The 24,192-nt window shown below is 74.3% G+C and carries 20 protein-coding genes; 8 read left to right on the top strand and 12 right to left on the bottom strand.

The features are described 5' to 3' along the window. Positions 1–106: 106 nt before the first annotated feature. Complete coding sequence (locus ACFLFB_RS05895) at positions 107–1,045, bottom strand: PfkB family carbohydrate kinase (protein WP_392544778.1); 939 nt, start codon at positions 1,043–1,045, stop codon at positions 107–109. Positions 1,046–1,251: 206 nt separating this feature from the next. On the opposite strand from ACFLFB_RS05895, the gene ACFLFB_RS05890 reads away from it, so the two are divergent. After that, on the top strand, positions 1,252–2,154 hold the full coding sequence (locus ACFLFB_RS05890) for a hypothetical protein (RefSeq protein WP_392544777.1): 903 nt from the start codon (positions 1,252–1,254) through the stop codon (positions 2,152–2,154). A gap of 103 nt (positions 2,155–2,257) precedes the next feature. Here the strand turns inward: ACFLFB_RS05890 and ACFLFB_RS05885 are convergent, their stop codons facing one another. Beyond that, positions 2,258–3,115 carry a tryptophan 2,3-dioxygenase gene (locus tag ACFLFB_RS05885; protein ID WP_392544776.1) on the bottom strand — a complete coding sequence of 286 codons (858 nt, stop codon included), beginning with the start codon at positions 3,113–3,115 and terminating at the stop codon, positions 2,258–2,260. Positions 3,116–3,275: 160 nt separating this feature from the next. Here ACFLFB_RS05885 and ACFLFB_RS05880 point away from each other — a divergent pair, with 160 nt between their 5' ends. Continuing rightward, a complete protein-coding gene (locus ACFLFB_RS05880) occupies positions 3,276–5,459 on the top strand; it encodes a putative bifunctional diguanylate cyclase/phosphodiesterase (RefSeq protein WP_392544775.1) in 2,184 nt (727 codons plus the stop codon). A gap of 3 nt (positions 5,460–5,462) precedes the next feature. On the opposite strand, the gene ACFLFB_RS05875 is transcribed toward ACFLFB_RS05880, so the two are convergent. The 4 genes from ACFLFB_RS05875 to ACFLFB_RS05860 all read right to left on the bottom strand — a co-directional run bounded on the left by ACFLFB_RS05875 (position 5,463) and on the right by ACFLFB_RS05860 (position 9,144). Continuing rightward, positions 5,463–6,050 carry a GDYXXLXY domain-containing protein gene (locus ACFLFB_RS05875; protein ID WP_392544774.1) on the bottom strand — a complete coding sequence of 196 codons (588 nt, stop codon included), beginning with the start codon at positions 6,048–6,050 and terminating at the stop codon, positions 5,463–5,465. After that, positions 6,050–7,288, bottom strand: coding sequence for a DUF2157 domain-containing protein (locus tag ACFLFB_RS05870; protein ID WP_392544773.1), 1,239 nt, complete (start codon positions 7,286–7,288; stop codon positions 6,050–6,052). Before ACFLFB_RS05870 ends, ACFLFB_RS05875 begins: the two co-directional genes overlap by 1 nt. 105 nt (positions 7,289–7,393) lie before the next feature. Continuing rightward, positions 7,394–8,236 carry an aldo/keto reductase gene (locus tag ACFLFB_RS05865; RefSeq protein WP_392544772.1) on the bottom strand — a complete coding sequence of 281 codons (843 nt, stop codon included), beginning with the start codon at positions 8,234–8,236 and terminating at the stop codon, positions 7,394–7,396. Beyond that, a complete protein-coding gene (locus tag ACFLFB_RS05860; protein WP_392544771.1) occupies positions 8,224–9,144 on the bottom strand; it encodes a DMT family transporter in 921 nt (306 codons plus the stop codon). Before ACFLFB_RS05860 ends, ACFLFB_RS05865 begins: the two co-directional genes overlap by 13 nt. A 39-nt stretch (positions 9,145–9,183) precedes the next feature. Here ACFLFB_RS05860 and ACFLFB_RS05855 point away from each other — a divergent pair, with 39 nt between their 5' ends. Beyond that, positions 9,184–9,669, top strand: coding sequence for a MarR family winged helix-turn-helix transcriptional regulator (locus ACFLFB_RS05855; protein WP_392544770.1), 486 nt, complete (start codon positions 9,184–9,186; stop codon positions 9,667–9,669). 18 nt (positions 9,670–9,687) lie between these two features. Here the strand turns inward: ACFLFB_RS05855 and ACFLFB_RS05850 are convergent, their stop codons facing one another. Continuing rightward, positions 9,688–10,422 carry a dienelactone hydrolase family protein gene (locus ACFLFB_RS05850; protein WP_392544769.1) on the bottom strand — a complete coding sequence of 245 codons (735 nt, stop codon included), beginning with the start codon at positions 10,420–10,422 and terminating at the stop codon, positions 9,688–9,690. Between the two features lie 105 nt (positions 10,423–10,527). On the opposite strand from ACFLFB_RS05850, the gene ACFLFB_RS05845 reads away from it, so the two are divergent. Further along, on the top strand, positions 10,528–12,312 hold the full coding sequence (locus ACFLFB_RS05845) for an acetyl/propionyl/methylcrotonyl-CoA carboxylase subunit alpha (protein ID WP_392544768.1): 1,785 nt from the start codon (positions 10,528–10,530) through the stop codon (positions 12,310–12,312). Positions 12,313–12,375: 63 nt separating this feature from the next. Here the strand turns inward: ACFLFB_RS05845 and ACFLFB_RS05840 are convergent, their stop codons facing one another. The 4 genes from ACFLFB_RS05840 to ACFLFB_RS05825 form a co-directional block, all read right to left on the bottom strand. Beyond that, the gene (locus ACFLFB_RS05840) at positions 12,376–12,675 is read right to left on the bottom strand and encodes an antitoxin (RefSeq protein ID WP_392544767.1); all 300 of its coding nucleotides are present in this window, start codon (positions 12,673–12,675) and stop codon (positions 12,376–12,378) included. A 297-nt stretch (positions 12,676–12,972) separates the two neighbouring features. Next, positions 12,973–17,136: a BTAD domain-containing putative transcriptional regulator gene (locus tag ACFLFB_RS05835; RefSeq protein WP_392544766.1), complete on the bottom strand. Its 4,164-nt coding sequence runs from the start codon at positions 17,134–17,136 to the stop codon at positions 12,973–12,975. Between the two features lie 90 nt (positions 17,137–17,226). Next, the gene (locus ACFLFB_RS05830) at positions 17,227–17,844 is read right to left on the bottom strand and encodes a hypothetical protein (protein WP_392544765.1); all 618 of its coding nucleotides are present in this window, start codon (positions 17,842–17,844) and stop codon (positions 17,227–17,229) included. Positions 17,845–17,930: 86 nt separating this feature from the next. Then, the gene (locus ACFLFB_RS05825) at positions 17,931–19,343 is read right to left on the bottom strand and encodes an NAD(P)H-quinone dehydrogenase (protein WP_392544764.1); all 1,413 of its coding nucleotides are present in this window, start codon (positions 19,341–19,343) and stop codon (positions 17,931–17,933) included. Between the two features lie 316 nt (positions 19,344–19,659). On the opposite strand from ACFLFB_RS05825, the gene ACFLFB_RS05820 reads away from it, so the two are divergent. From ACFLFB_RS05820 to ACFLFB_RS05805, 4 genes are read left to right on the top strand one after another with little or no spacing between them, the layout of a single operon-like run. Continuing rightward, positions 19,660–20,808 (top strand): ABC transporter substrate-binding protein, encoded by a 1,149-nt coding sequence (locus tag ACFLFB_RS05820; RefSeq protein WP_392544763.1) that lies wholly within the window; start codon positions 19,660–19,662, stop codon positions 20,806–20,808. Beyond that, complete coding sequence (locus ACFLFB_RS05815; RefSeq protein WP_392544762.1) at positions 20,801–21,697, top strand: ABC transporter permease; 897 nt, start codon at positions 20,801–20,803, stop codon at positions 21,695–21,697. The genes ACFLFB_RS05820 and ACFLFB_RS05815 overlap by 8 nt, the downstream gene beginning before the upstream one ends. After that, positions 21,694–22,545, top strand: a complete 852-nt coding sequence (locus tag ACFLFB_RS05810; protein WP_392544761.1) for an ABC transporter permease — start codon at positions 21,694–21,696, stop codon at positions 22,543–22,545. The genes ACFLFB_RS05815 and ACFLFB_RS05810 overlap by 4 nt, the downstream gene beginning before the upstream one ends. Continuing rightward, positions 22,542–23,612 (top strand): ABC transporter ATP-binding protein, encoded by a 1,071-nt coding sequence (locus ACFLFB_RS05805; protein ID WP_392544760.1) that lies wholly within the window; start codon positions 22,542–22,544, stop codon positions 23,610–23,612. The genes ACFLFB_RS05810 and ACFLFB_RS05805 overlap by 4 nt, the downstream gene beginning before the upstream one ends. Positions 23,613–23,698: 86 nt before the next feature. Here the strand turns inward: ACFLFB_RS05805 and ACFLFB_RS05800 are convergent, their stop codons facing one another. After that, positions 23,699–24,190: a DUF2306 domain-containing protein gene (locus ACFLFB_RS05800; protein ID WP_392544759.1), complete on the bottom strand. Its 492-nt coding sequence runs from the start codon at positions 24,188–24,190 to the stop codon at positions 23,699–23,701. Positions 24,191–24,192 lie beyond the last annotated feature (2 nt).

The raw sequence follows: 24,192 nt of genomic DNA, 5'->3' as shown, positions 1-24,192 counted from the left end.
CCCTCTCGTCCACCCTGCCCATGACTCGACCGGGCCATTTCTCGCTGGTGGGGGGCCCTGCACGCCGATTCGTGCGGGTGGGGCGAGGGTTTACCTGAGGATCTGTTCAGTTCGGGGTGGTTGCAGCACCGACGCGCGCCAGGAACGCGTCGATCTCCGCGCGGGTCGGGGCCGTGTCGGGGCCTCGCCGCGTCACCTTGATGGCGCCCGCCGCGTTCGCCCGGGCCGCCGCCTGGGTCCACGAGGCGCCCGCGGCGCGTTCGGCGAGCAGGACGCCCGTATGGGTGTCGCCGGCGCCGTTGGTGTCGACGGGACGCTGCGGGTGCCCGGTCAGGTAGGTGGTGCGCCCGTCCTCGCGCACGGCACAGCCTCGGGGGCCGTCGCGGACGATGGCGACCGCACCCGCGGGCAGGAGGGTCGCCACGACCTCGGCGGCGTGCTCCATCCCGGTCACCCCGGCGAGGGCCGCCGCCTCGTCGGCGTTGCCCGTCCAGACGTTCGTGCGGGCGAGGACGGCGTCGCGCGTGCGGGGGTCGAGCTCGGCGAGCGTGGCTCCGGGGTCGAGGACGACGACCACGCCCTCGTCGAGGGTGCCGAGCCACTCCACGAGCGGGTCGCGGGTGCGGCCCACGAGCGAGTAGCCGCTGACGCAGACCAGGTCACCGGCGGTGGGCCTCGAGGCGCCGAGCGACGCCGGGCTGATGTGCCGCTCGGCCCCCTGGGTGGTGACGAACGACCGCTCGGCACTCGGCTCGACGAGGACGACGCAGACGCCGGTGTCGAGGTCCTCGACCGTGGGCGAGGACACCTCGATGCCCTCGGCCGCGAGCGCGGCCCGGACGAGGTCACCGTTCGGGCCGGTGCCGACCGCGCCGGCGTGCACGCAGGCGGCTCCCGACCGGGCCGCGGCGAGCAGGATCGTCACCGCACCGCCGGCGTAGCGCTCGTAGGTCGTCGCCATGACGTTGCCGCCGCGCGCCGGGAGCGCGGGCACCTCCATCACGGCGTCGACGAGGGCCTGTGCCGTGTGGATGACCCGTGTCATGCCGCCGAGTATGCCCGTGGCCCGCGCCGCAGCCGAGGTCAGCCGCATGTGGTGGCCGCGAGGGGTGGCCAGTGGCTGCTCCCCGGACGGTGATGGAGCCCTTGGCCACCCCTCGTCGCCGTCCACAGGCACCGGCGACCTGGGCGGCGATCCACAGGCCGGCGGTGGGGGTGGTGCAGAGGCCAGGCGGTGCCGAGGGTCGCACCATGCCGACGCCCCGGATCCCGCTACCGGGCGGGCTGCTCACCGGCCCGTTCACGGTGGCGCAGGCCCGCGAGCTCTACCTCGCCCGGGGACGGCTGCGCGGGTCGGACCTCGCCACCCCGACGAGAGGAGTCCGTCGCCCGGCCTGCGACGAGGTCGACCACCTCGCCCACGCGCAGGCCTTCGCCGCGGCCCTGCCTGTCGACTCGGCCTTCAGCCACGCCACGGCAGCCCGCCTGCACGGCCTGCCGACACCCGCGCCGTGGTCGGGCGTCGCGGAGGAGCTCGACGTCATGCGCGACAGCCGGTCCCCGCGGATCCAGCGCTCGGGATGCCGGCACCATCGGGGGCTGGAGCGACGGTCGGTCGTCGAGCTGTCCGGCCTCCGGGTCACCTCGGCGACCGACACCTGGTGCGACCTCGCCGACCGCTGGGACCACGCGGACCTGCTGGCCGCGGCCGACGTCCTCCTCCGGCGGCAGCACGCGACGCCCGAGGTCCTGGTTGCGGCAGCGGCTGCCCGCACCGGGCGACGGGGAGCCGGCAGCCTGCGCACCGTGGCCGGCCTGGCACGCCCGGGCTCGGCCTCCCCCGGCGAGACCCTGGCGCGCCACTGGTTCTGGGCCTGGGGACTGCCGGAGCCCGAGCTCAACGTCGCGGTGCTCGACGCGCACGGCGGCTGGCTCGCGACATGCGACTTCGTGTGGCGGCGACAGCGCGTCGTCGGGGAGTACGACGGCGACGTCCACCGCACCGACCGCCGCACCTGGCAGCGCGATCGCGAGCGCCGGGCATCCCTGGAGGACGACGGCTGGGCCTACGTGGAGATGACCTCACTCTGCTTCTCGGACGACGACCGCCGGGCGGCCCTTCGGCGACGTCTCGCCCGGCTGCTCCTCGCGTGATCCGTCGGGCGAGGGGTGGCCAAGGGCTCCTCACCCGGGCCCGGAACAGCCCGTAGCCACCCCTCGCGGCACGAGGCCGAGGGCCAGCCCCCTCCAGCCGTGGTCAGACGCGGGCGCGGACGGCGTAGAGCTCGGGGAAGAAGGTGAGGTCGAGGGCGCGGCGCAGGAAGTCGACGCCGCTGGATCCGCCGGTGCCCTGCCGCGTGCCGATCACCCGCGAGACCACCTGGAGGTGGCGGAAGCGCCACTGCTGGAACAGGTCCTCGATGTCGACGAGCTCCTCGCACGTCTCGTACACCCCCCAGTGCTGCGCGGGGTCGGCGTACACCCCGGCGAACAGGTCGACCAGCCCCTCGTCGAGCCGGTACGGCTGGGTGAGGTCGCGCTCGAGGACGGCAGCCGGCACGGCGTAGCCGTGGCGGGCCAGGTAGCGCAGGAACTCGTCGTACAGCGTGGGCTCCCCCAGCAGCCGCTCGAGCTCGGCGTGCTCGGCCGGCGAGTGCTCGAAGACCCGGACCATCTCGGCGTTCTTGTTGCCGAGGAGGAACTCGACCGCCCGGTACTGGTGGCTCTGGAACCCCGAGCTCGTCGCGAGGAAGGGGCGGATCTGGGCGTACTCGCTCGGCGTCAGCGTGGCCAGCACGTCCCACTGCTCGACGAGCTGCTTCTGCACGTGCTTGACCCGCGCGAGCCGCTTCAGCGCGGGAGCGAGGTCGTCGGTGGCGAGCAGGGCCCGTGCCGAGTGCAGCTCGTGCAGCAGCAGCTTCAGCCACAGCTCGGCGACCTGGTGCTGGACGATGAAGAGCAGCTCGTCGTGCTGGGCCGGCGTGCTGCGGGGGTGCTGGGCCGACAGCAGGGTGGGCAGGTCGAGGTAGTCGCCGTACGACATCGCCCGGCTGAAGTCGGTGGAGATGCCCTCTTCCAGGGTGCGCTGGGCGCGGTCGACGGCGTCGCTGCTCATGAGGCGCATCCTGCCAGCGACCCGGCCCGACGGCCGCTCGCCCGGACCTCCTCGGCCGAACGGTCCCCCTTCCCCCGTTCCGCGCCGGGCCACGGCGCTCGCTCCGTAGCGTGGTCCGGGCAGACCTCGACGCCCGCGCGACCGTGAAGGAGGGCCCGCCATGGCCCGCAGCGGGCAGACCCGGCTGCGCACCACCGCCACCGTGGCGGGAACCGTGCTCGTCGTCGTCCTCGAGATGGCGCTGCTCACCGGGGTGTGGCACCTCGGTGACGACCTCGACCACCAGCGCGAGGCCGCGGCCTCCCTCGCCGGCACCCTCGCCCCCCTCACGCCGGCTTCCGCCCCCGAGGCCGTGGGCAGGATCCGCACCGCGGTGCAGGCGCTGGACGTCGCCGGGGTGGAGGTCTCCCCGGGGACCTCCGGCGGCACCGTGGTCGCGCGGGCCGACGCCCTCCTCGCCGACCCGTCGGACGCCCCAGCCCTCGACGCCGTCCGCACCGCCGGCACCGCCCTGCGGACCGAGCTCGCGGACGCCACCTCCCAGCGCGCGTGGCTCGCCTTCACCATCCACGCCGGCCTGCTCGTGCTGGTCTCCATCGGCTGGTTCGCCTGGTTCCGCCGCCTCGTCGACCGGCACCGCGCCGTCGAGCGACGGCTCACCGCCCAGCGGGTCGTCGACCTGCGCGAGCGCCGGCTGCTCGCGCTCGTCCAGAACAGCGCCGACCTCATCGTCGTCATCGAGGGCGACGGCCTCGTCTCGTTCGTCAGCCCGTCGGTCCGCTCCGTCCTCGGCCGCCCCGCCACCGAGCTCGTCGGCTCCCACGTCGTCGGGATGCTCGGCGACGACGCCCCCACGCTGGTCGGGATGCTCTCGGCCGCCCGCTCCGGGGAGCACGCCGTGCGCTTCCGCCTGGCCCACGCCGACGGCCGCGAGCTCGTCGCCGAGGGCACCCTCACCAACCTCCTCGAGGAGGCGGCCGTGGGGGCGTGGGTGCTCACCCTGCGCGACGTCACCGAGCAGCACGCCCTCGCCGAGCAGCTCGCCCACCAGGCCTTCCACGACTCCCTCACCGGGCTGGCCAACCGCGCCCTGTTCGCCGACCGCCTCGACCACGCCATCGACCGGGACGACGGCGGCATCGCCGTGATGTTCCTCGACCTCGACGACTTCAAGGACGTCAACGACACCCATGGCCACTCGGTCGGCGACCGGCTCCTCGTCGCCGTCTCCGAGCGGCTCCGCCGCGCGCTGCGTCCCGGCGACACCGCCGCCCGCCTCGGTGGCGACGAGTTCGCCGTCCTGATGGAGCGCACCGACCCCGCCGCCGCGGAGCCGGCCGCCCGCCGCGTCCTCGAGGCGCTGCGCGGCTCCGGCATCGAGGTCGACGACGTCACCTGCACGGTCAGCGCGAGCATCGGCATCGCCCACGCCGCCCCGAGCGGGGCCACCGGCGAGGGCGTCCTGCGCGACGCCGACGTCGCCATGTACTGGGCCAAGGAGGAGGGCAAGGGCACCATCCGGGTCTTCGAGACCGAGCGGCACGCCGCGACGCTGGACCGGATGGCCATCCAGACCGACCTCGCCACGGCCATCGAGCGCGACGAGCTCGACGTGCACTTCCAGGCGATCGTCGACCTGCGCACCCGGGCCGTCACCGGGTTCGAGGCACTCGTGCGCTGGCAGCACCCGCAGCGTGGGCGCCTGGCCCCGGTCGACTTCATCCCCGCCGCCGAGCGCTCGGGCCTCGTCGTGCCGCTCGGGTCCTGGGTCCTGCGCGAGGCGTGCCGGGCGGCGAGGGTCCTGCAGCGCTCCTCCCCCGGCGTGACGATGTCGGTCAACGTCTCGGCCCAGCAGCTCCTGCGCCCGGGGTTCGTCGACGAGGTGTCCCACGCCCTCGACGACACCGGCCTGCCGCCCGAGGTCCTCGTCCTCGAGATCACCGAGACGGTGCTGCTCGACGACCTCGACGCCGCCACCGCTGCCCTCCAGGCGCTGCGCGACCTCGGGACCCGCGTCGCCATCGACGACTTCGGCACGGGGTACAGCTCGCTGTCCTACCTCGCCCGGCTGCCGGTCGACATCCTCAAGGTCGACAAGGCCTTCATCGACGGCGTGACGACCGAGCAGCACGCCGCCTCCCTGACCCTCGCCATCCTCGAGATGGGCCGCTCGCTGCGGCTCACCACGGTCGCCGAGGGGGTCGAGACCGCCGAGCAGGCGGCCTGGCTCGAGGAGCACGAGTGCGACCGCGGCCAGGGCTACCTCTGGTCGCAGGCGGTGCCGCTGGCCCAGGCGCGCACCCTGCTCGAGGGCGGCGCCGCCCTCAGCCTCAGCTCGCCCTGACCCTCACCGGGTTCCGGGGTCCACCGCGACGAGCGCCGCGTTCCCGCGCCCGTCGACCTTGATGGTGGCGACCGCGGTCCCGGCTCGCACCGCGTCCTCGAGGGCGAGCGCCCGGTCCTGCGGCAGGAACCAGCTCTCGATGCCGCACTCCAGCCGCCAGTCCGAGTCGTCGCACCGCAGGTAGAGGCCCTCCGCCGGTCGGGTGCGCTGCACCGGGCCACCCACCCAGAGGTCGCCCTGGCGGGTCAGGGGCACCCAGGCCTCGCCGCGGGCCTGCTCGGCGGCCGTGATCTCGGCGTCGGTGAGCTCACGGTTGACCACGGGCTGGCCCGGCAGGTCGGGATAGGTGAGGTCGACGTAGGCGCCGCGGAACGGGTCCATCGGGTCGACCGGCGCGACCTCGAGCCGCACCTCCTCGCCCGTGACGCGCGCCGCCAGGGGCGACCACACCGCGACGAGGACGAGGAGCAGCTGCACGGCGACCGCCCCGATGACGAGGAGCCGGCGGCTGCGCACCGGGTCGGTACCGGCGACCGGCGCCGCGGGAGGAGGCGGAGGAGGGGTGGGCTCGGTGGTCGTGGGCGTGCTCATCACCGCGCCTCCTTCGCCTCGCGGACGAGTCGTCGCCGGCCGCGGTCGGCCAGGACGCCGGTCCCGAGCAGGACGACGCCGACGACGAGGAACAAGGTGGCGCCCGACAGGATCGGCGCGAACACGGCGAACGCCTGGGTCGTGACGAACACGACGAGCGCCGCCGTGGCGAGCCAGGTGAGCCGCCCGGTGTCGCGCATCCCGCCGAGCACGGCGTACCCGCTCGCGACGACGAGGTACGCGGCGACCGCGAGGAAGGCCCTCACCCAGGCGCCGGCGCCGAGGTCGTCGGGCTGCAGCGACTCGGTGTCGAAGCGCCACAGGGCCAGGCCGACGGTCATCGCCAGGGCGAGGGCGGCCAGGCCGACCTCGAGGCGGTCGAGCCGGTCGCCCCGCAGTGCCGCGAGGGCGGCGACGACCACGGCGGCCGCGAGCCCGACCCACAGGGCCCACGAGGTGCCCGGCTCGCCCCAGGCGTAGGGCAGGGCGGCGACGAACAGGCCGACGAGGACGATGAGGGCGCCGATCTCCCGCCACGGCGGCGCCATCTCGCGCCGGCCGAGCACGGCGTTGGCGACCCCCACCCCCACGGACGCCAGGCCGACGGCCCCGAGAGCGGTGGAGACGGAGAAGGCGTCGTCGGCCACGTCGCCGACCTGCCAGACGAACCAGAAGGCGAGCAGCCCCACCCCGAGCACGAGCGGCGCCACCCCCCGCACGGCGTACGCCCACAGGACCGCGCCGAGCCCCCAGACCCCGACGAGCAGCGGCTCGTACGCGGGGACCTGCAGGCTCTGGGCCGCCTGGAACACCACGGCGCCGAACGCCCCGGCCGCGAGCAGCCGCACGGCGCCGACCACGGGAGAGGCGACGTCGCCCTCCCGCTCGCGCCGGGTGGCGAGCACCTCGGCGACGCCGACGAGCCCGAGCCAGATGACCACCATGAGGACGAACCGGGTGAGCGGCGCCATCGCCTCGAGGTTGGACGCGACGAGCCAGATCAGGCCCAGCCCGACGAAACAGGCGCCGAGGGTGAGCACGATGCGCGAGAGGGTGACCTTGCGGACCTCCACGTAGCGTGCGCGGATGGCCGCGGCGACGGTGTCGTCGACGAGGCCCTCGGCGTGCCAGGCGCGCAGCTCGCCGTCGAGCCAGCCGAGCTGGGCGGGGCTGGCCGCGTGGCGGGCGGGGTCACGGTGGGTGGGAGCGTCTGGTGCGGCGGCAGGCGATGCGGTCATCGCGGGCTCCTCGGTCGGTGACGGGCACCGTCGGTCGGTGCACCCCTCATCGTCCTCCGGACGGTCACCCACGACCATGAGTTCCGGTACTCACGGGCGTGTCCGTCAGGCGCCGTTGAACTCCTCGGGGTCCGGGCCGGTGCGGAAGCCGCGGTCGAGCGTCGCGATGGCCGCGAGCTCGTCCCCGGTGAGCTCGAGGTCGGCGGCCGCGAGGTTCTCCACGATCCGCGAGGGAGTCACCGACTTCGGCAGCACGACGAGGTCGAGGGCGAGGTGCCACGCGATGACGACCTGCGCCGGGGTCGCCCCGTGGGCCCGCGCGATCTCGTCGATGACGGGGTCGTCCAGGACGCGCTTGCCAGAGGCCAGCGGGCTCCACGACTCGGTGACGATGTCGCGCTGGGCGTGGAAGGCCCGCAGCGGCGACTGCTGGAGGTAGGGGTGCAGCTCGACCTGGTTGATGCTCGGCCACTCCCCCGTCTCGTCGTGGAGCCGCTGGAGGTGCTCGGCCTGGAAGTTGCACACCCCGATGGCGCGCACCCGCCCGTCGTCGCGCAGCCGGCCCAGCGCGCGCCAGGTGTCGACGTACCGGTCGTTGCCGGGAGCGGGCCAGTGGATGAGGTAGAGGTCGAGGACGTCGAGGGCGAGCCGGCCCATCGAGGCGTCGAAGGCGCGCAGCGTCTCGTCGAACCCCTGGTCGGAGTTCCAGACCTTCGTCGTGACGAAGACGTCGTCGCGCGGGACGTCGGACCCGGCGAGCGCCCGGCCCACCCCGGCCTCGTTGCCGTAGAGCGCCGCGGTGTCGATGTGGCGGTACCCGGCGTCGAGCGCCGCGAGGACCGCCGGGACGACCTCGTCGTCGGGCACCTGCCAGGTGCCGAAGCCGATCGTGGGGAGCGCCACCGGTCCGGTGGGCGTGGTCAGCGTCGTCGTGCTCACGGGAGGCATGCGCCCACCGTAGGCGCGGATCGCGCACGGCGGGGGGCGAGGGCCCGGCGGACCGGCTCCTGCGCAAGGAGGACGCTGCCCAGCGTCACGGCCATCGCGACGAGGTGCACGGGACCGAACGGCTCGCCGAGCAGGGCCACGCCGAGGACGGTCCCGACCACCGGGTTGACGAGGCCGACGACGGCGACGGCGCCCGCGTCCATCCGGGTGAGGCCGCGGAACCACAGGACGTACCCGAGGGCCGTGCCGGCCAGGCCGAGGTAGACCAGCGCCGCGACGGCGGGGACGTCCAGCGCCGGCGGGGCGCCCTCGGTGAACCACGCGAGCGGCACCAGGAGGAGGCCGCCCGCCACGAGCTGCCAGGACGTGGTGATGAGGACGTCGCCCGGCGGCGCCCAGCGCTTGACGAGCACGAACCCCACCGAGGACGAGACGACCGCCCCGACGACCGCCGCCACGCCGACCGGGTCGACGGCCCCGGCGCGGTCGGCCTGCCAGACGAGGGCGAGGACGCCTCCGATGCCGGCGACGGCTGCGAGCAGGGTGACCCTGGCCTGGCGCTCGCCGAGGACGAGGAAGGCCATGGCCATCATCACCAGCGGCGCCAGGGCGGTGAGGGTGCTGCCGAGGCCGCTCGGCAGGCGGTAGGCCCCGACGTAGAGCAGCGCGAAGAAGAAGCCGTGGTTGAGCGCGCCGAGGACGAGCGACCTCCCCCACCAGCGGCCGCGCGGCAGGCGGCGCACCCAGAGCAGGAGCAGCAGCCCGGCGGGCAGGACGCGCGCCGCGGCGGCGAAGAACGGGCGGTCCGGCGGCAGCCACAGCTGGGTCACGGCATAGGTGGAGCCCCACACGACGGGCGCGACCGCGGTGAGGGCGATGGTCGTGAGCCCCGGCGACTTCTCTTCCATGGAAGAGACAATACCTTCCACGGAAGATATATTCCTCCCATGGACCACGTCGCCCACGTCGTCGAGCAGTGGCACACCGAACGCCCCGACCTCGACGTCTCCCCGCTCCTCGTCATCGGCCGCGTCCACCGGGTCGCCAACGCCCTGACCCCCGAGCTCGTCGCGGTCTACGCACAGCACGGCCTCGGCGAGGGCGACTTCGACGTGCTGGCCACCCTCCGCCGCCAGGGCGAGCCGTTCGCCCTCACCCCCGGCGACCTCGTGGAGCGCACCCTCGTCACCTCGGGGGCGGTCTCCAAGCGGGTCGACCGGCTCGAGGCCCGGGGTTTGGTGAAGCGGCGCGCCAGCCCGAGCGACGGGCGCTCGCGCACGGTGGTCCTTACGGCGGCGGGGCGGCGCGTCATCGACGAGGCGATGGGGGCGCACGTCGCCAACGAGGCCCGCCTCCTCGAGGGCCTCACCGCGGCCGAGCGCAAGACGCTCGGGACGCTGCTCGGCCGGCTGGCCGAGTCCCTCGGCGTCTGAGCTCGCGGCGGCGCCGCCTCAGAGGGTGCGCTCGAACAGCGCCCGCAGCTCGGTGAAGTGCCGCTCGGCCGCGGCCTCGTCGTAGATCGACGTGTCGGCCATCGTGTAGCCGTGGGAGGCCCCCGCGAAGACCTCGTTGAGGAAGGGGCGGCCGGCGGCCTCGAGCACCTCGCCGAGGGCGGCGACGGCCTCCGGCGGCATCGAGCGGTCGGCGTCGGCGTGGCCGAAGGCGTATTCCGCCGAGGACGCGGCGACGGCGAGGTGCGGGCTGTCCGGGCCGTCGGTGACGAGTCCGCCGCCGTGCCACCCACCCACTGCGCGCACCCGCCCGGGGTACCAGCCGGCCGTCCGCACGGCCAGGCGCGCGCCCATGCAGTAGCCCGTGACGCCGAACGGTCCGTCGCCGGCGTGCTCGGCGAGGGCGAGGACCCACGCCGCCGCGTCGGCCTCGGCGAGGTCGGGCGTCAGGGCCTTGACCCGGTCCATGACGCCTCCGGCGAAGAACGCCTCGCGGGCGCCGGGGTCGCGCAGGTCGTCGGTCGGGGCGAGCTCGGCAGCGGGGCCGAATCGGTGGAACACGTGGGGCACGAGGACGACGTACCCCCACGAGGCGATGCGGTCGGCCATCGCCATGGTCTGCGGCCGCAGCCCGATGGCGTCGACGTAGAACAGCACGCCCGGGTCCCCCGGGGTGCCGGTCAGGTACGCCTCGGCAGGGCCGTCGACGGTGGTCACGGAGGTCAGCTCACCCATGCCCGCACCGTAGCCGGAGCGGACGGCGGGACCGGCGCCGAGTGTGGCGAGGGACGCACCCCGGCCGCCCCGACGGGGTGCGGCGAGCCCGCTAGAGTCCGGCCCATGGCCATCTCCAGTGTCCTCATCGCGAACCGGGGTGAGATCGCGGTCCGCATCGCCCGCGCCTGCCGTGACCACGGGGTGCGGTCCGTCGCCGTGTACGCCGACCCCGACCGCGACGCCCTCCACGTGCGCGTCGCCGACGAGGCGTACGCCCTCGGGGGCACCACACCGGCCGACTCCTACCTGCTGCAGAACAAGCTCATCGAGGTCGCGCACCAGGCCGGCGCCGACGCCGTGCACCCGGGCTACGGGTTCCTCGCGGAGAACGCGGAGTTCGCCCAGAAGGTCATCGACGCCGGGCTCACCTGGATCGGCCCCGGACCCGAGGCCATCGACTCGCTCGGCGACAAGGTCAAGGCGCGCCACATCGCCCTCGCCGCCCAGGCGCCGCTCGTGCCGGGCACCAAGGACCCCGTCGACGGCCCCGACGACGTCGTCGCCTTCGCCCGGGAGCACGGGCTGCCCGTCGCCATCAAGGCGGCCTACGGCGGTGGCGGCCGCGGCCTCAAGGTCGCGCGCACCCTCGAGGAGATCCCCGAGCTGTTCGAGTCGGCGGTGCGCGAGGCGGTCACCGCCTTCGGCCGCGGCGAGTGCTTCGTCGAGCGCTTCCTCGACCACCCCCGCCACGTCGAGACCCAGTGCCTGGCCGACCGCCACGGCACCGTCGTCGTCGTCTCCACCCGCGACTGCTCGCTGCAGCGGCGCAACCAGAAGCTCGTCGAGGAGGCGCCGGCCCCCTTCCTCACCGAGGCGCAGCACACCGAGCTCGTGCGGGCCTCCAAGGAGATCCTGCGTGCGGCGAAGTACGTCGGCGCCGGCACCTGCGAGTTCCTCGTCGGCCCCGAGGGCGACATCTCCTTCCTCGAGGTCAACACCCGCCTCCAGGTCGAGCACCCGGTCTCCGAGGAGGTCACCGGCATCGACCTCGTGCGTGAGCAGCTGCGCATCGCCGACGGCGAGTCCCTCGACTACCCCGACCCCGAGCCGCACGCCCACTCCATCGAGTTCCGGATCAACGGGGAGGACGCCGGGCGCGGGTTCCTCCCGGCCCCCGGCACCGTGACCCGGATGGTCGTGCCCACCGGTCCCGGCGTGCGCTGGGACGCCGGCATCGTCGAGGGCGACACCGTGGCCGGCGCGTTCGACTCGATGATCGCCAAGCTCGTCGTCACCGGGCGCACCCGCCAGCAGGCGCTCGAGCGGGCCCGGCGCGCCCTGGCCGAGCTCGTCATCGAGGGGATGCCCACGGTCGTGCCGTTCCACCGCGCGGTGGTGGCCGACCCGGCGTTCGCGCCCGAGGACGCCTCCGCGCCGTTCACGGTGCACACCCGCTGGATCGAGACCGAGTTCGACAACACCATCGAGCCCTTCGCCGGGGGCGCCGCCGACGCGCCCGCGGAGCAGGAGCGCCAGACCGTCGTCGTCGAGGTCGGCGGCAAGCGTCTCGAGGTCTCGCTGCCCGGCGGACTCTCGCTCGGCGGCGGCAACGGCGGCGCGCCGGCCTCTCGCCGTGCGGCCCCGCGCCGCAGCGGCGGCGCGAAGGCCGGGGCCGCGGCCTCCGGCGACAGCCTCACCGCCCCCATGCAGGGCACCATCGTCAAGATCGCCGTCGAGGACGGGGCCACCGTCGCGCAGGGCGACCTCGTCGTCGTCCTCGAGGCGATGAAGATGGAGCAGCCCATCACCGCGCACAAGGCCGGCACCGTCTCCGGGCTGAGCGCCACCGTGGGCGCGACGGTCACCAACGGCGCGGTCCTGTGCGACATCAAGGACGCCGAGGGCTGAGCCTGTGTGCCGTACGACGAGGCCCCCTGACGCGCGGTGCGTCAGGGGGCCTCGTCGGTGCGGTCAGGAAGCCGGCGGCGGCGGTGGCGGGGTCTGCGGCGCGTCCCAGGCCGGGTGCTGCGGGGCGGGGTCGACCGCCGGGCGGGCGATGCCGCGCGAGCTGAGGCCGAGGGCGCTGCGCAGCGCGTTGCTGCCCTTGCCGAGCTTGGCGTCGTACTTGCCGTGGGTGCGGCTGCTGACCGTGGACTCGACGCGGTCGAGCGCCTGGCCGACCTTGTCGGGGTTGTCGCGGGCGTAGTCGCGGGCCTTCACCGCGGCCGCTCCGGCCATGGCGATGAGGGTCTTCGTGGGGATCTTGGCCATCGGTGGTGCCTCCGTGGTCCTTCAGGGTTCTCGGGCCGTTGGTGCGTCTGCCACCGTAACCGCTGGTGACGGCCGGGAGTTCCGCAGGGCCCCGGGCAACGAAGCACGCCACCCCCGTGGGGAGGGGACCGCTGGGGGTGACGTGCGGCCCGAGCGCGCCGGCGCTGTCCTGAATGCCGTCACCGGCACGCCTCGCGAGGGAGGCGTGCCGGTGACGGACCCTCTGGTGTCGCGACCGTACCGCCGCACCGGGGTCCGGCGACATGGCCCGATGGAGCCATCCGTGTCCGCCGCCGGTCAGCCCGGTGTCGCGCCGGTGCCGCAGACCGGTCGGTAGTCGCGGTCCGGCAGGTGGTCGCGCCACTCGCCCACCGAGAGCTCGCGGCCGGCGACGGCGCACGCCGTGCGGACCCACGACGCCGGGTCGAGGTCCCACCGCCGCACCGGCCCGGCGTCCTGCGCCACGACCAGCGCGGAGCCACCGGGGAGGTAGCCCACCGCGGCGGCCCCGTCGACCGAGACCGCGCCGAGGAACGCGCCGGTGCGCCCGTCCCAGCGTCCGACCCGCCCCGATGCGGTCGTCGAGAACTCGCTGCCGTCCGGGGAGAACGTCAGGGCGTACCCGGCGAACGGCTGCCGGTCCGACGGGGGGACGACCCACCGCCTTGCGTCGACGTCGCGGAGCCCGACCGCGCCGTCCGTCGTCGTCACCGCCAGCCGCTCACCGTCCGGCGACCACGCGAGCCCGAAGCCCTCGACCCCCAGGTCGAGCGGGCGCACCGCTCCGCTCGCCGTGTCCACGACGACCGGCTCACCCCCCTCGGCCACGGCGAGCACCTCCGTGGTGCCCGGCCGCGCGTGGAGCACGCCGACGAGACCGGCCGGGGCGCCGTCGCGCGGCGGCGCCACGTCGACGGGGTCGCGGCGCGGCGCGAGCGTGCGGGCGTCGAGGACGTGTACCCGACCCTGCGTCGTGCCGACGAGGAGGCCGCCGTCGGTGGTGAACTCGGCGTACAGCACCTGCTCCCCCACGGGGAGGTCACGCCGGGCGACCTCCGCCACGGTGGTGGCGTCCCACACGGCCAGCACGTCGTCGCGGGTCTGCACCGTGACGAGGGACCCGTCCGGGCTCCACGCGCCGTCGAGCCACGAGGCGATGCTCTGGTTCACGTCGACGCGCCGCGACTCGACCCCGGTAGCGACGTCCTGGACCGTGAACGTCGCGACCTCGCCGGCGGAGACCCTCAGCAGGCGGCGACCGTCCGGGGAGAACCGGGCGAGACCCACACCGTCCGAGGCCGATTCGCCGCCCACCGAGGGGAGGAAGCCGCGCCGGCCGGTGAGGTCCCACGCCATCACCATCCCGTCGAACGCCGCCGTGTACAGCGTGCCGCCCGAGGCGTCGAAGGACGGCCACCCCCCACCGTCGTCCTGCTCGAGGACCGCGACCGGCTCCTCGCCGCTGGTGTCCCAGACCATGAGCGTGTCGCCGGACGACGCGAGCCTCGAGCCGTCGGCGGAGAACGCGACGCGGTCGACCCCCCCGACCACCGGCACCACGTGGCGCACGTGCGCGCCTGCGGTGTCCACGAAGGCGAGCTGGGTGCCCGCCGCCACCACGAGGGTGGAGCCGTCGGGCGAGATGGCGAAGGGGTCGTCGACGGTGCCGAGGTCGAGCGCCTGCGGGGTCAGCGTCCGCACCACCCGACCGGAGGGCAGCGCGGTCTCCCGCAGCGCCCCTCCCCCGGAGGTCCACAGCGACCGCCCCCCGGCCGCGACCAGGGGCCGCTCCGCCTGGTCGCCGGGCTCGAGCAGGGCCACGGGCCGGGAGCGGGCGGTGAGGTCCCACACCCCCACGAGGGGCGCCGCGTCACCGTCCATCGCCAGCAGGGTCACGCCGAGCCACCGGGAGTCCGGTCCGATCGAGACGTTCTGCTGGGCGTAGCGCCCAGCGGGGATGCCCCCGAGCTGCTCGGCGGCCACCGAGCCGTCGGGGTCGAGGACCACCACCGCGGGGACGACCCCTCGCTCGACGAGGTCGGCCATCGGGGTCGCCACGGCCGTCGCCCCGTCCGGGGAGACGACGACGGCGGCGCCGCGCAGGTCGGCGTGGACCGACACCGGGGCCAACGTGTCGGCCCGTCGCACGACGAGGCCCTCGTCGGGTGCCTGGGCGAGGACCAGGCCGGCCCGGGGACTGAGGGCGAGGCCCACGAGGCGCGGGGTGCGCGCCATCCGCACCAGGTCCGGGGCCCGGTCGAGCGTGGCGAGGAGGTTGGCCCGCGTGTCCGGCGACGCGTCGAGCCGCATCCCGGCGACCGACAGCAGCAGCGCGGTGTCGAGGTCCTTGGAGCGCAGGGCCTCGGCGCCGAGGCGCCGGGCGTCGGAGGAGGTGGCCGCGGCGTCGGCCCGTCGCGAGGCGAGGGAGGCGAACACCCCGGCCGTCGTCGCGAGGAGCGCCAGCACGACGGTGGCGACGAGGCCGGCCCGCAGCCGCCGGTTGGCGCGTCGCTCGTGACGCACCTGCTCCTCGGTCGCCCGCTGCTCGCGGTCGGCGAGCGCCGCCGAGGCCGCGAGGAAGTCCAGCTCGTCGTCGGCCAGCACCGGGTGGGTCCGCGCGACCCACTCGCCGGCCCGGACCTGTCGCACGCCCCGGTACAGCTCGCTCTCCGGGCGGCCCAGCGCCGCCCAGGTCTGCGCCGCGACCGACAGGTGGCGCAGGATGCGCTGGCCGTCGACGTCCTCGTCCAGCCACGACCGCAGCCGCGGCCAGGCGACGGCGAGCGACTCGTGCGCGACCTCGACCGAGTCGGCGTCGGCGCTGAGCAGCCGGGCGACGACGAGCCGCTCCACGAGGTCGCGCCGACCCACGTCGCGGTCGACCGCCCGGCGGGGCACGCGGGTGCGGACGGGACCCCCGTTCTCCCCGGTGGTGACCAGCCGGGTCATCAGCTCGCGCAGCACGACCCGGTCCTCGGCCCCGAGGGAGCGGAACAGCTCCTCCGCCGACTGGGCCACGGCCTCGCGCACCCCACCGGTCGAGCGGTAGGCAGCGACGGTGAGCGTGCGCCCCTCCCTCAGCTCCCACGTGCGGCGCAGGACGTGGGACAGCAGGGGCAGGGCTCCGGGCTCCCCCTCGACGTCGCGCACGAGCAGCTCGACGAGGCCGTCCTCCAGCCGCAGGCCCGCCTGGGCGGCCGGTCCCTCCACCGCCTCCCGCAGCCCCTCGACCGACAACGGGCCGAGGAGGTGGAGCCCCGTCTCCACGAGCCGGGCGAGGTGGGTGTGCGCCGAGAGCTCGCCGATCCGGTCGGCCCGCAGGCCGATGACGAGGAGACCGCCGCGCCGGTGGTGGTCGGCCAGGACCGCGAGGAACTGGCGCACCTGGTCGGGATGGGCGGCGAAGACCTCCTCGCACTGGTCGACGACGAGGGCCGTGCGCCTCCCCAGGCGGACCCCATCGACGGCGGTGAGCGGCTCCGGCCCCGGCGTGAGCACCGTGACCAGCTGGCCGTCGGCGAGCAGCGCCGCCGCAACCCCGGCCCGTAGCAGCGAGGACTTGCCGCACCCGGACGGCCCGACGACGGCGAGCACCCCGGTCTCGTCGAGGCGGTGCAGGCCGGCCGCGACGTCGGCCTCCCTGCCGAAGAACGCCGCGGCGTCCTCCGCCTCGTGGGCGAGCAGCCCCGGGTAGGGACAGGTCTCGCCGGGGGAGTCGAGCACCTCCGGAGGGTCGAGCGAGGGGTCCTGTCGCAGGACCGCCTGCTCGAGGGCGGCGAGCGCGGGCCCCGGGTCGAGGCCGAGCTCGGTGACGAGGAGGGCGCGGGCCCGCTGCAGCGTCGCCAGGGCGTCGGCCTGGCGACCGCACCGGTACTGGGCGAGGGCGAGGGCCGCCCACCGCTGCTCGCGCGTCGGCTGCTCGCGCACCAGGGCGGTGCCACGGGTGGCGACCTCCTCGTGGCGGCCGAGGGCGAGGTCCACCTCGGCCGCCAGGTCCTCGGCGTCACGCCGCTCCTCGAGGAGCCGCTCGGACTCGATGCGGGCGGGTTCCCACCCGTCGAGGTCGGCGAACGGCTCCCCCCTCCAGAGGTCGGTCGCCCGGGTGAGGAGGTAGTGGGCGCGGTCGGGCTGCCCCTGCGCGAGCAGGGCGCGGGCGCGGCCCGCCAGCTCCTCGAACTGCACGGCGTCGACCTCGTCCCGGTGCAGCTGGAGCCGGTAGCCCCCGTCGACCGTCTCGATGCTGGACGGCCCGAGGGCGCGGCGCAGCCGGACCACGCACCCCTGCACCACCTTGGCGGCGGACGCCGGAGGGTCCTCCCCCCACAGCGCCTCCGCGATGGTGTCGGGGCGGACGGGCGACCCCTGGCGGAGCACGAGGACCAGGAGCGCCGCCCGGTCCCGGGGACCGAGGGACACCGCACCCCCGTCGACCTCCAGGGGACCGAGGACGCCGACCCGCACGCGCCCACTGTGTCGAGGCCCCGGGTGGGTGTCAACGAGTGCGGCACCCACCCGGTCGGCCTGCTGCGCACGTGCCACCGTGCCGGCCGGTCAGCCGAGCAGCGTCACGGCGACCGCGCACAGGTCGAAGCCACCGAGGCCGGACACCCCACCCGGCTCGGACACCTCCTCGGAGATCACCTCGTCGTCCTCGGGGTCGGCCGGGTCGTTGACGGCGAGGTGCACCGTGCCGGTGACCCTCCCCGAGTCCACGCCGAACAGGGCCCCGGACGGGGTGTGCACGGTGACCGTCCGCTTCGAGGTGTACTCCACGGTGATCGTCCCGTCCCCGTTGTCGGTGAGGTGGGCGTCCGCCTCGCGCACGACCTCGTTCGCGGTGAACGACCCACCCGTCGCGACGTTGGTGTAGACGTCGTGCGTGTTGTAGCGCAGGGAGAAGTAGTCCAGCCCCGCGCGGGTCCGGCTCTGCATCACCACGTTCGACGTGCCGTCGTGGCGGATCGGGAAGGGAACCTGCAGGCACTCGCCGATCTCCTGCTCGACGTGCTCGTAGGAGAACAACAGGTGGGTGACGCCGGCGGGCTCGGCCACGGCGGAGGCCGCGGCAGCTCCCCAGAGCCCTGTCGCGGCGGCGAGGGCGACGAGGCCGCGGCCGGCGTGGCGGGCAGCCGAGCGCGAGGGGGGCGGGCTGTCGGGTGCGAGGGTCACGGTGGCCTCCTGGTGTCCGGGGCCCCGGTGGCCCCGCTGCAGCCACGGTCACCACCGCGGTATCACCGGGGTATCAGCCGCCGGGTTCAGCCGGTGACGTGCAGGCGTCGCGCGGCCTCGGCGATGGAGCCGGACAGCGACGGGTACACCGTGAAGGTCGAGGCGACCTGGTCGACGTTGAGCCGGTGCTGCACCGCGAGGGTCACCGGGAAGATCAGCTCGGAGGCGCGGGGCGCGACGACCACTCCCCCGACCACGGCGCCCGACCCCTTCTGCGCGAACAGCTTGACGAACCCGTCGGTGATGCCGAGCATCTTGGCCCGGGCGTTGCGCGCCAGGGGCAGCATGAGGACGTCGGCGTCGGCCCGCCCCTCGTCGAGGTCCTTCTGCGAGACGCCGACCGTGGCGATCTCAGGGTCGGTGAAGATGTTGGCCGAGACGACGCCGAGCGACAGCGGCGCCACGGCATCACCCAGCGCGTGCGACATCGCGATGCGCCCCTGCATCGCCGCGACCGACGCCAGGGGCAGCACGCCCGTGCAGTCGCCCGCCGCGTAGACCCCACGGACCGACGTGCGCGACACCCGGTCGACGACGACGTGGCCCGACGGGGACAGCTCGATCCCGTTCTCCTCCAGCCCGATGCCACGCGTCTGCGGCACCGACCCGACGGCGAGCAGGGCGTGCGAGCCCAGGACCTCCCGGCCGTCCTCGAGCCGCACCACGACGCCGTCGGCGGTGCGCTCGACCGCCGCCATCCGCGACCGGCCGAGCACCTCCATCCCGCGCTTGGTGAAGACGTCCTCGATGACGGTGGCGGCGTCGGGGTCCTCGCCGGGCAGGACCCGGTCGCGCGAGGAGACGAGGACCACCTCCGAGCCCAGGCCGAGGTAGGCCTGCGCGAGCTCGGCGCCCGTGACACCGGACCCGACGACGACGAGCCGCTCGGGCAGGGTGTCGAGGTCGTAGATCTGCTGCCAGGTGAGGATGCGCTCGCCGTCGGGCTGCGCGGTGTCCATGACCCGCGGGGAGGCGCCGGTGGCAAGGAGGACGACGTCGGCCTCGAGGTCGAGGGGCCCGTCGGCGCCGTCGACGTGGACGGCGGTCGGGGAGGTCAGCGTGGCCGACCCGCGCAGCAGGCGCACGCCGACCTCGGTGAGGCGGGTGGTGATGTCGGCGCTCTGCGCGGCGGCGAGCGCGAGGACGCGGCGGTTGACCTCGCCGAGCTCGGCGACGGCGTCGGAGACCTCGTCGCCCTCGGCGTCCTCGAGGTGGACCCCGAGGTCGGCGGCGGTCTCGAACTCGCTCATGTAGTCGGCGGTGGCGATGAGCGCCTTGCTGGGGACGCAGTCGGTGAGGACGGCCGCACCGCCCAGGCCGTCGCGCTCGACCACGGTGACCTCGGCCCCGAGGTGGGCGGCGACGAGCGCGGCCTCGTAGCCACCGGGCCCTCCGCCGAGGATGACGACTCTGCTCGACCGCGCGTTCACGGGCCCCATCCAACCATTCACCGCGCGGGCGGCCCCACGCCCCTCCATCGCGTGCTACCGCCCGGTACGGGGGGTGATCGCCCCGCGTACCAGGCGGTAGTGCGCGATGAGGGTGCGGCGCTGGGTCGCGACGGGGCCGACCACCGGGTGGTGCGCAGGACGCAACGACCAGGCGTCGGGAGGAGGACGCGCAGGTCACGACCCGGGAACGAACACGCGAAATGCCCAATGGTGCTGTTCCGTACCTTCACGAATGTCCCTACAGTGCGCTCAAGGAGCGACGCCGCTCGATGGCTCGCGCCGAACCCCTCAGGAGGTCCAGCTCATGTCCCACCACTTCGGCCGGCGCACCGGGGCCCTGGCGGCCGCCGGGCTCGTCGCGGTCGCCCTCGTCGCCTGCTCCCCGCCCAGCGAGAGCGGTGGAGGCAGCACCGCCTCCGGCTCGGCCGGCGGCTCCGACGCCAAGACGGCGACCTCCGCCGCCGACCTCGGGGGCATGGAGGCCCTCGTCGCGGCGGCCAAGAAGGAGGGCGCGCTCAACGTCATCGCCCTGCCCCCGGACTGGGCCAACTACGGCGAGGTCATCAAGGGCTTCTCGGCCAAGTACCCCGAGATCAAGGTGACGAGCGACCAGCCCGACGCCAGCAGCGCCGACGAGATCGCCACCGCCAAGCGCCTCAAGGGCCAGAGCGGTGCCCCCGACGTCTTCGACCTCGGTGCCGCGGTCGCCCTCGCGAACACCGACATGTTCGCCAAGTACAAGGTCGCCACGTGGGACGACGTCCCCGCCGACTTCAAGGACGCCGACGGCACCTGGATCAACGACTACGGCGGCTACATGAGCATCGGCTACGACTCGGCCAAGGTCCCTGCTCCCACGAGCGTCGCCGACCTGCTCAAGGCCGACTACAAGGGCAAGGTCGCCCTCAACGGCAACCCCACCGAGGCCGGCGCGGCCTTCGCGGGCGTGCAGATGGTCGCGATCGCCCAGGGCGGCTCGGCCGGCGACCTCGCCAAGGGCGTCGACTTCTTCAAGCAGCTCAAGGGCGCGGGCAACTTCCTCCCGGTCGACCCCACCCCGGCCACCGTCGAGTCCGGCCAGACCCCGCTCGTCATCGACTGGGACTACCTCAACGCCTCGCTCTCGGCCAAGCTCCCCACGTGGAAGGTCGTCGTGCCCAAGGAGGCCGTCGTCGCCGGCTACTACTACCAGGCCGTCAACGCCGACGCCCCGCACCCGGCTGCAGCGCGACTGTGGCAGGAGTACCTGTACAGCGACGAGGGCCAGAACCTCTGGCTCAAGGGCGGCGCCCGTCCGGTCCGCTTCGACGCGATGGACAAGGCCGGCACGCTCGACAAGACGGCAGCCGAGGCGCTGCCCGCCGTCGAGGGCACCCCGGTGGTCCCGACGCAGGCCGACTCGGACTCGGGCAAGAAGTACCTCGCCGAGAACTGGGCCAACGCGGTTGGCTGACCGGGCTCGCACCGGCTCCACGGGGGCGCTCGGACGGCTTCGGCCGTCCGGCGCCCTCGTGGGCGTCGTGCCGTTCTTCGCGTACACGACGGTCTTCCTCCTCATCCCGACCCTCGTCGTCGTCGTGGGCGCGTTCCTCGACGGGTCGAACCGGCCGACGCTCGGCAACGTCTCCGGACTCACCCAGCCGGCCGTCGTCCGCGGGCTGACCCAGTCGCTCATCCTCTCGGCGGTCACGGCGCTCGGCGGCGCGGTGCTCGGCGGGCTGCTCGCCTACGCCGTGAGCACCGCGCGCCCGGGGTCGGTCACCAAGCGGTTCGTCACCTCGGTGTGCGGCGTCCTCGCCCAGTTCGGCGGTGTCGCGCTGGCGTTCGCGTTCATGGCGTCCTTCGCCGCCAACACGGGACTGATCACCAAGCTGCTCGCCGGCGTCGGCATCGACACCGGCAGCGGGTTCTGGCTGTACGAGTGGGACAAGGGCCTGATGCTCGTCTACCTCTACTTCCAGATCCCGCTCATGCTCATCGTCTTCCTCCCCGCGGTCGAGGGGCTGCGCCCGCAGTGGCGCGAGGCCACCGAGACCCTCGGCGGCACGGCGTGGACCTACTGGCGCCGGGTCGCGGCGCCCATCCTCTTCCCCTCCTTCGTCGGGGCGACGCTGCTGCTGTTCACCAACGCCTTCTCCGCGTACGCCACGGCGGCGGCGCTGGTCTCCCAGGGCCAGCCGCTCATCCCGCTGCAGATCGCGGCGACCTTCCGTTCCGAGGTGCTGCTCGGCCAGGAGAACCTGGGCAAGGCGATGGCGCTGGCGATGGTCGTCATCGTCGCGATCGTCATGGCCATCTACGCGTGGCTCGACAAGCGCTCCTCCCGCTGGATGCAGCGATGAGCGGCCAGCGTGAGGCGTTCCACCGCCGCCAGCGGGTCTTCCGCTGGGTCGTGCTGCTCGTCGTGATGACGTTCTTCGCCCTGCCGCTGCTGAGCATGCTCGACTTCACGACGCAGGGCCCCGGCGGCAACGGCCGCACCCTCGACACCTGGCGCACCCTGGCCGACTTCTCGGAGATCTCGCTGGAGTACCCGGCCCTGAAGGAGGGGCTGCTCGCCTCGCTGGGGCTGGCCGCCATCACGGTCGTCGTCATGCTCCTGCTGCTCGTGCCCACGATGACGTGGGTCCGCCTGCGCCTGCCCGGGCTCTCGCGCACCGTCGAGTTCATCTGCCTGTTGCCGCTCACGGTGCCGGCGATCGTCCTCGTCGTCGGCCTGACGCCGGTCTACGCCTGGGTCTACTACCTGCTCGGGTCCTCGACCCTCTGGCTCGGGCTCGCGTACGTCATCCTCGTCCTCCCCTACGCCTACCGGTCGATCGACGCCGGGCTGCGCTCCATCGACGTGCGCACCCTCGCCGAGGCCGCCCGCTCCCTCGGGGCGGGCTGGGGCACGGTGATGTGGCGCATCATCCTCCCGAACCTGCGCAGTGCCGTGCTGTCCGCCTCGTTCCTGTCGGTGGCGCTGGTGCTCGGTGAGTTCACCGTGGCGAACCTGTTCTCCAAGAAGAACCTCCAGGTCGCCATGTACGAGCTCGGCAAGTCCGACGCCAAGATCTCGGTCGCCGTCGGCCTGGCCTCCCTCGTCTTCGTCGCGCTGATCCTGTTCGCGATGTCGTTCGTCGGCAGCGCCCCGGCCGGCTCCTCCCCCTTCTCCCGCCTCCGTCGCCGCAAGGAGCCCACCCCATGAGCGCCGCCACCCCCACGCGGACCGGAACCGCCGTCCAGCTCACCGACCTGCGCCGCGTGTACAGCGGCGTGGCGGCGCTCGACGGCCTCACCCTGCACCTCGAGCCCGGCGAGCTCGTCGCCCTCCTCGGACCGTCGGGCTGCGGCAAGACCACGGCCCTGCGCTGCCTGGCCGGCCTCGACGACCCCACGAGCGGCACCATCGAGGTCGGCGGCCGCGACGTCACCGGCATCCCGACGAACAAGCGCGACATGGGGATGGTCTTCCAGGCGTACAGCCTCTTCCCGCACATGACGGCCCGCCAGAACGTCGAGTTCGGGCTCGAGCTGCGCAAGAAGGACAAGGCGACCCGGCGCTCGAGGGCGGCCGAGATGCTCGAGCTCGTCGGCCTGGGCAAGCACGCCGACAAGTTCGCCCACCAGATGTCGGGTGGCCAGCAGCAGCGCGTGGCGCTCGCCCGCGCCCTCGCCATCGAGCCGCAGGTGCTGCTCCTCGACGAGCCGCTCTCGGCGCTCGACGCCAAGGTCCGCACCCAGCTGCGCGACGAGATCCGGCGCATCCAGCTCGAGGTCGGCACCACCACGCTGTTCGTCACCCACGACCAGGAGGAGGCGCTCGCCGTCGCCGACCGGGTCGGGGTGATGTCCGTGGGCAGGCTCGAGCAGCTGGCCGCTCCAGCCGAGCTCTACAGCGCCCCGCGCACCCCGTTCGTCGCCGACTTCGTCGGGCTCACCAACCGGATCCGGGGGCGCGTCGACGACGGGCGCGCCCACGTCCTCGGGGGGTCGGTGCCTCTGCTGCCGGGGTCGGCGTCGGGTCCGGAGGCGGTCGTCCTCGTGCGGCCCGAGGGCGTCACGGTCGAGCGGGTGCAGGGCGAGGGCGCCTCTGCCGCAACGGTGGTCAGCGCCAGCTTCCTCGGTGGGCATGGCCGCGTCATCGTGCGCACCGCCGCCGACGAGCTCGTCACCGTGCAGGTGTCGAACAGCGACGTCACCCTCTACCGCCCCGGGGACGCCGTGAAGCTCAGCCCGCGCGGCGACGCCGCCCTGGCCGTCGCCACCGACTGACCCCGATCGCGACCTACCGCCTGGTACGCGGGGTGATCACCCCACTGACCAGGCGGTAGGACCCGACGTGGCGCGGAGGAGGGTGCCTAGAGGGCGCGGGCGGGGAGGGAGGCCGCGCGGCGGGCCAGGAGGTCGCCGACGGCCACGAGGACGACGACGAGCGCGACCACCGACGCCAGGGCCGCGAGCGCCCCGAGCGGCTGGTCGACCGCGAACGTCGGCAGCATCCGGTCGGGCATGGCCATCGCGAACACCATGGCGATGCCCGAGCCGAGCCAGCTGCCGACCATGTTGCCGCGGTGCCCCTGCACGTCACCGCGGCGGATGCGCCACACCCCGAGCGAGACGGTGACGAGCGTGACGAGGCTGAGGACGTGCAGCCACGAGAACGCACCGTCGCGCAGGTGGCGGATCCAGAACGAGGACACCGCGCTCCACACCATGAGGACCACCCAGACGCGGCCGAGGTGGCGGTGGCGCTGGTCGCCCTTGCGGCGGACGAGCTGCACCACGCCGAGGAGCACCGAGGCGAGCGCGGCGACGACGTGGGTGACGATCAACAGGGTCCAGGCGTGCATCG

Source organism: Oryzobacter telluris (assembly GCF_043099285.1).
Classification (GTDB): Bacteria; Actinomycetota; Actinomycetes; order Actinomycetales; family Dermatophilaceae; genus Oryzobacter; species Oryzobacter telluris.
Note: the sequence above shows the minus strand (reverse complement) of the source record. Positions and strands in the feature narration are given on the sequence as shown.

What these genes read in the sequence shown, in the direction of transcription:
- ACFLFB_RS05895 (WP_392544778.1), bottom strand. Translation starts at nt 1,045, where the DNA reads ATGACACGGGTCATCCACACGGCACAGGCCCTCGTCGACGCCGTGATG.
- ACFLFB_RS05890 (WP_392544777.1), top strand. Translation starts at nt 1,252, where the DNA reads ATGCCGACGCCCCGGATCCCGCTACCGGGCGGGCTGCTCACCGGCCCG.
- ACFLFB_RS05885 (WP_392544776.1), bottom strand. Translation starts at nt 3,115, where the DNA reads ATGAGCAGCGACGCCGTCGACCGCGCCCAGCGCACCCTGGAAGAGGGC.
- ACFLFB_RS05880 (WP_392544775.1), top strand. Translation starts at nt 3,276, where the DNA reads ATGGCCCGCAGCGGGCAGACCCGGCTGCGCACCACCGCCACCGTGGCG.
- ACFLFB_RS05875 (WP_392544774.1), bottom strand. Translation starts at nt 6,050, where the DNA reads ATGAGCACGCCCACGACCACCGAGCCCACCCCTCCTCCGCCTCCTCCC.
- ACFLFB_RS05870 (WP_392544773.1), bottom strand. Translation starts at nt 7,288, where the DNA reads ATGACCGCATCGCCTGCCGCCGCACCAGACGCTCCCACCCACCGTGAC.
- ACFLFB_RS05865 (WP_392544772.1), bottom strand. Translation starts at nt 8,236, where the DNA reads ATGCCTCCCGTGAGCACGACGACGCTGACCACGCCCACCGGACCGGTG.
- ACFLFB_RS05860 (WP_392544771.1), bottom strand. Translation starts at nt 9,144, where the DNA reads ATGGAAGAGAAGTCGCCGGGGCTCACGACCATCGCCCTCACCGCGGTC.
- ACFLFB_RS05855 (WP_392544770.1), top strand. Translation starts at nt 9,184, where the DNA reads ATGGACCACGTCGCCCACGTCGTCGAGCAGTGGCACACCGAACGCCCC.
- ACFLFB_RS05850 (WP_392544769.1), bottom strand. Translation starts at nt 10,422, where the DNA reads ATGGGTGAGCTGACCTCCGTGACCACCGTCGACGGCCCTGCCGAGGCG.
- ACFLFB_RS05845 (WP_392544768.1), top strand. Translation starts at nt 10,528, where the DNA reads ATGGCCATCTCCAGTGTCCTCATCGCGAACCGGGGTGAGATCGCGGTC.
- ACFLFB_RS05840 (WP_392544767.1), bottom strand. Translation starts at nt 12,675, where the DNA reads ATGGCCAAGATCCCCACGAAGACCCTCATCGCCATGGCCGGAGCGGCC.
- ACFLFB_RS05825 (WP_392544764.1), bottom strand. Translation starts at nt 19,343, where the DNA reads ATGGGGCCCGTGAACGCGCGGTCGAGCAGAGTCGTCATCCTCGGCGGA.
- ACFLFB_RS05820 (WP_392544763.1), top strand. Translation starts at nt 19,660, where the DNA reads ATGTCCCACCACTTCGGCCGGCGCACCGGGGCCCTGGCGGCCGCCGGG.
- ACFLFB_RS05810 (WP_392544761.1), top strand. Translation starts at nt 21,694, where the DNA reads ATGAGCGGCCAGCGTGAGGCGTTCCACCGCCGCCAGCGGGTCTTCCGC.
- ACFLFB_RS05805 (WP_392544760.1), top strand. Translation starts at nt 22,542, where the DNA reads ATGAGCGCCGCCACCCCCACGCGGACCGGAACCGCCGTCCAGCTCACC.
- ACFLFB_RS05800 (WP_392544759.1), bottom strand. Translation starts at nt 24,190, where the DNA reads ATGCACGCCTGGACCCTGTTGATCGTCACCCACGTCGTCGCCGCGCTC.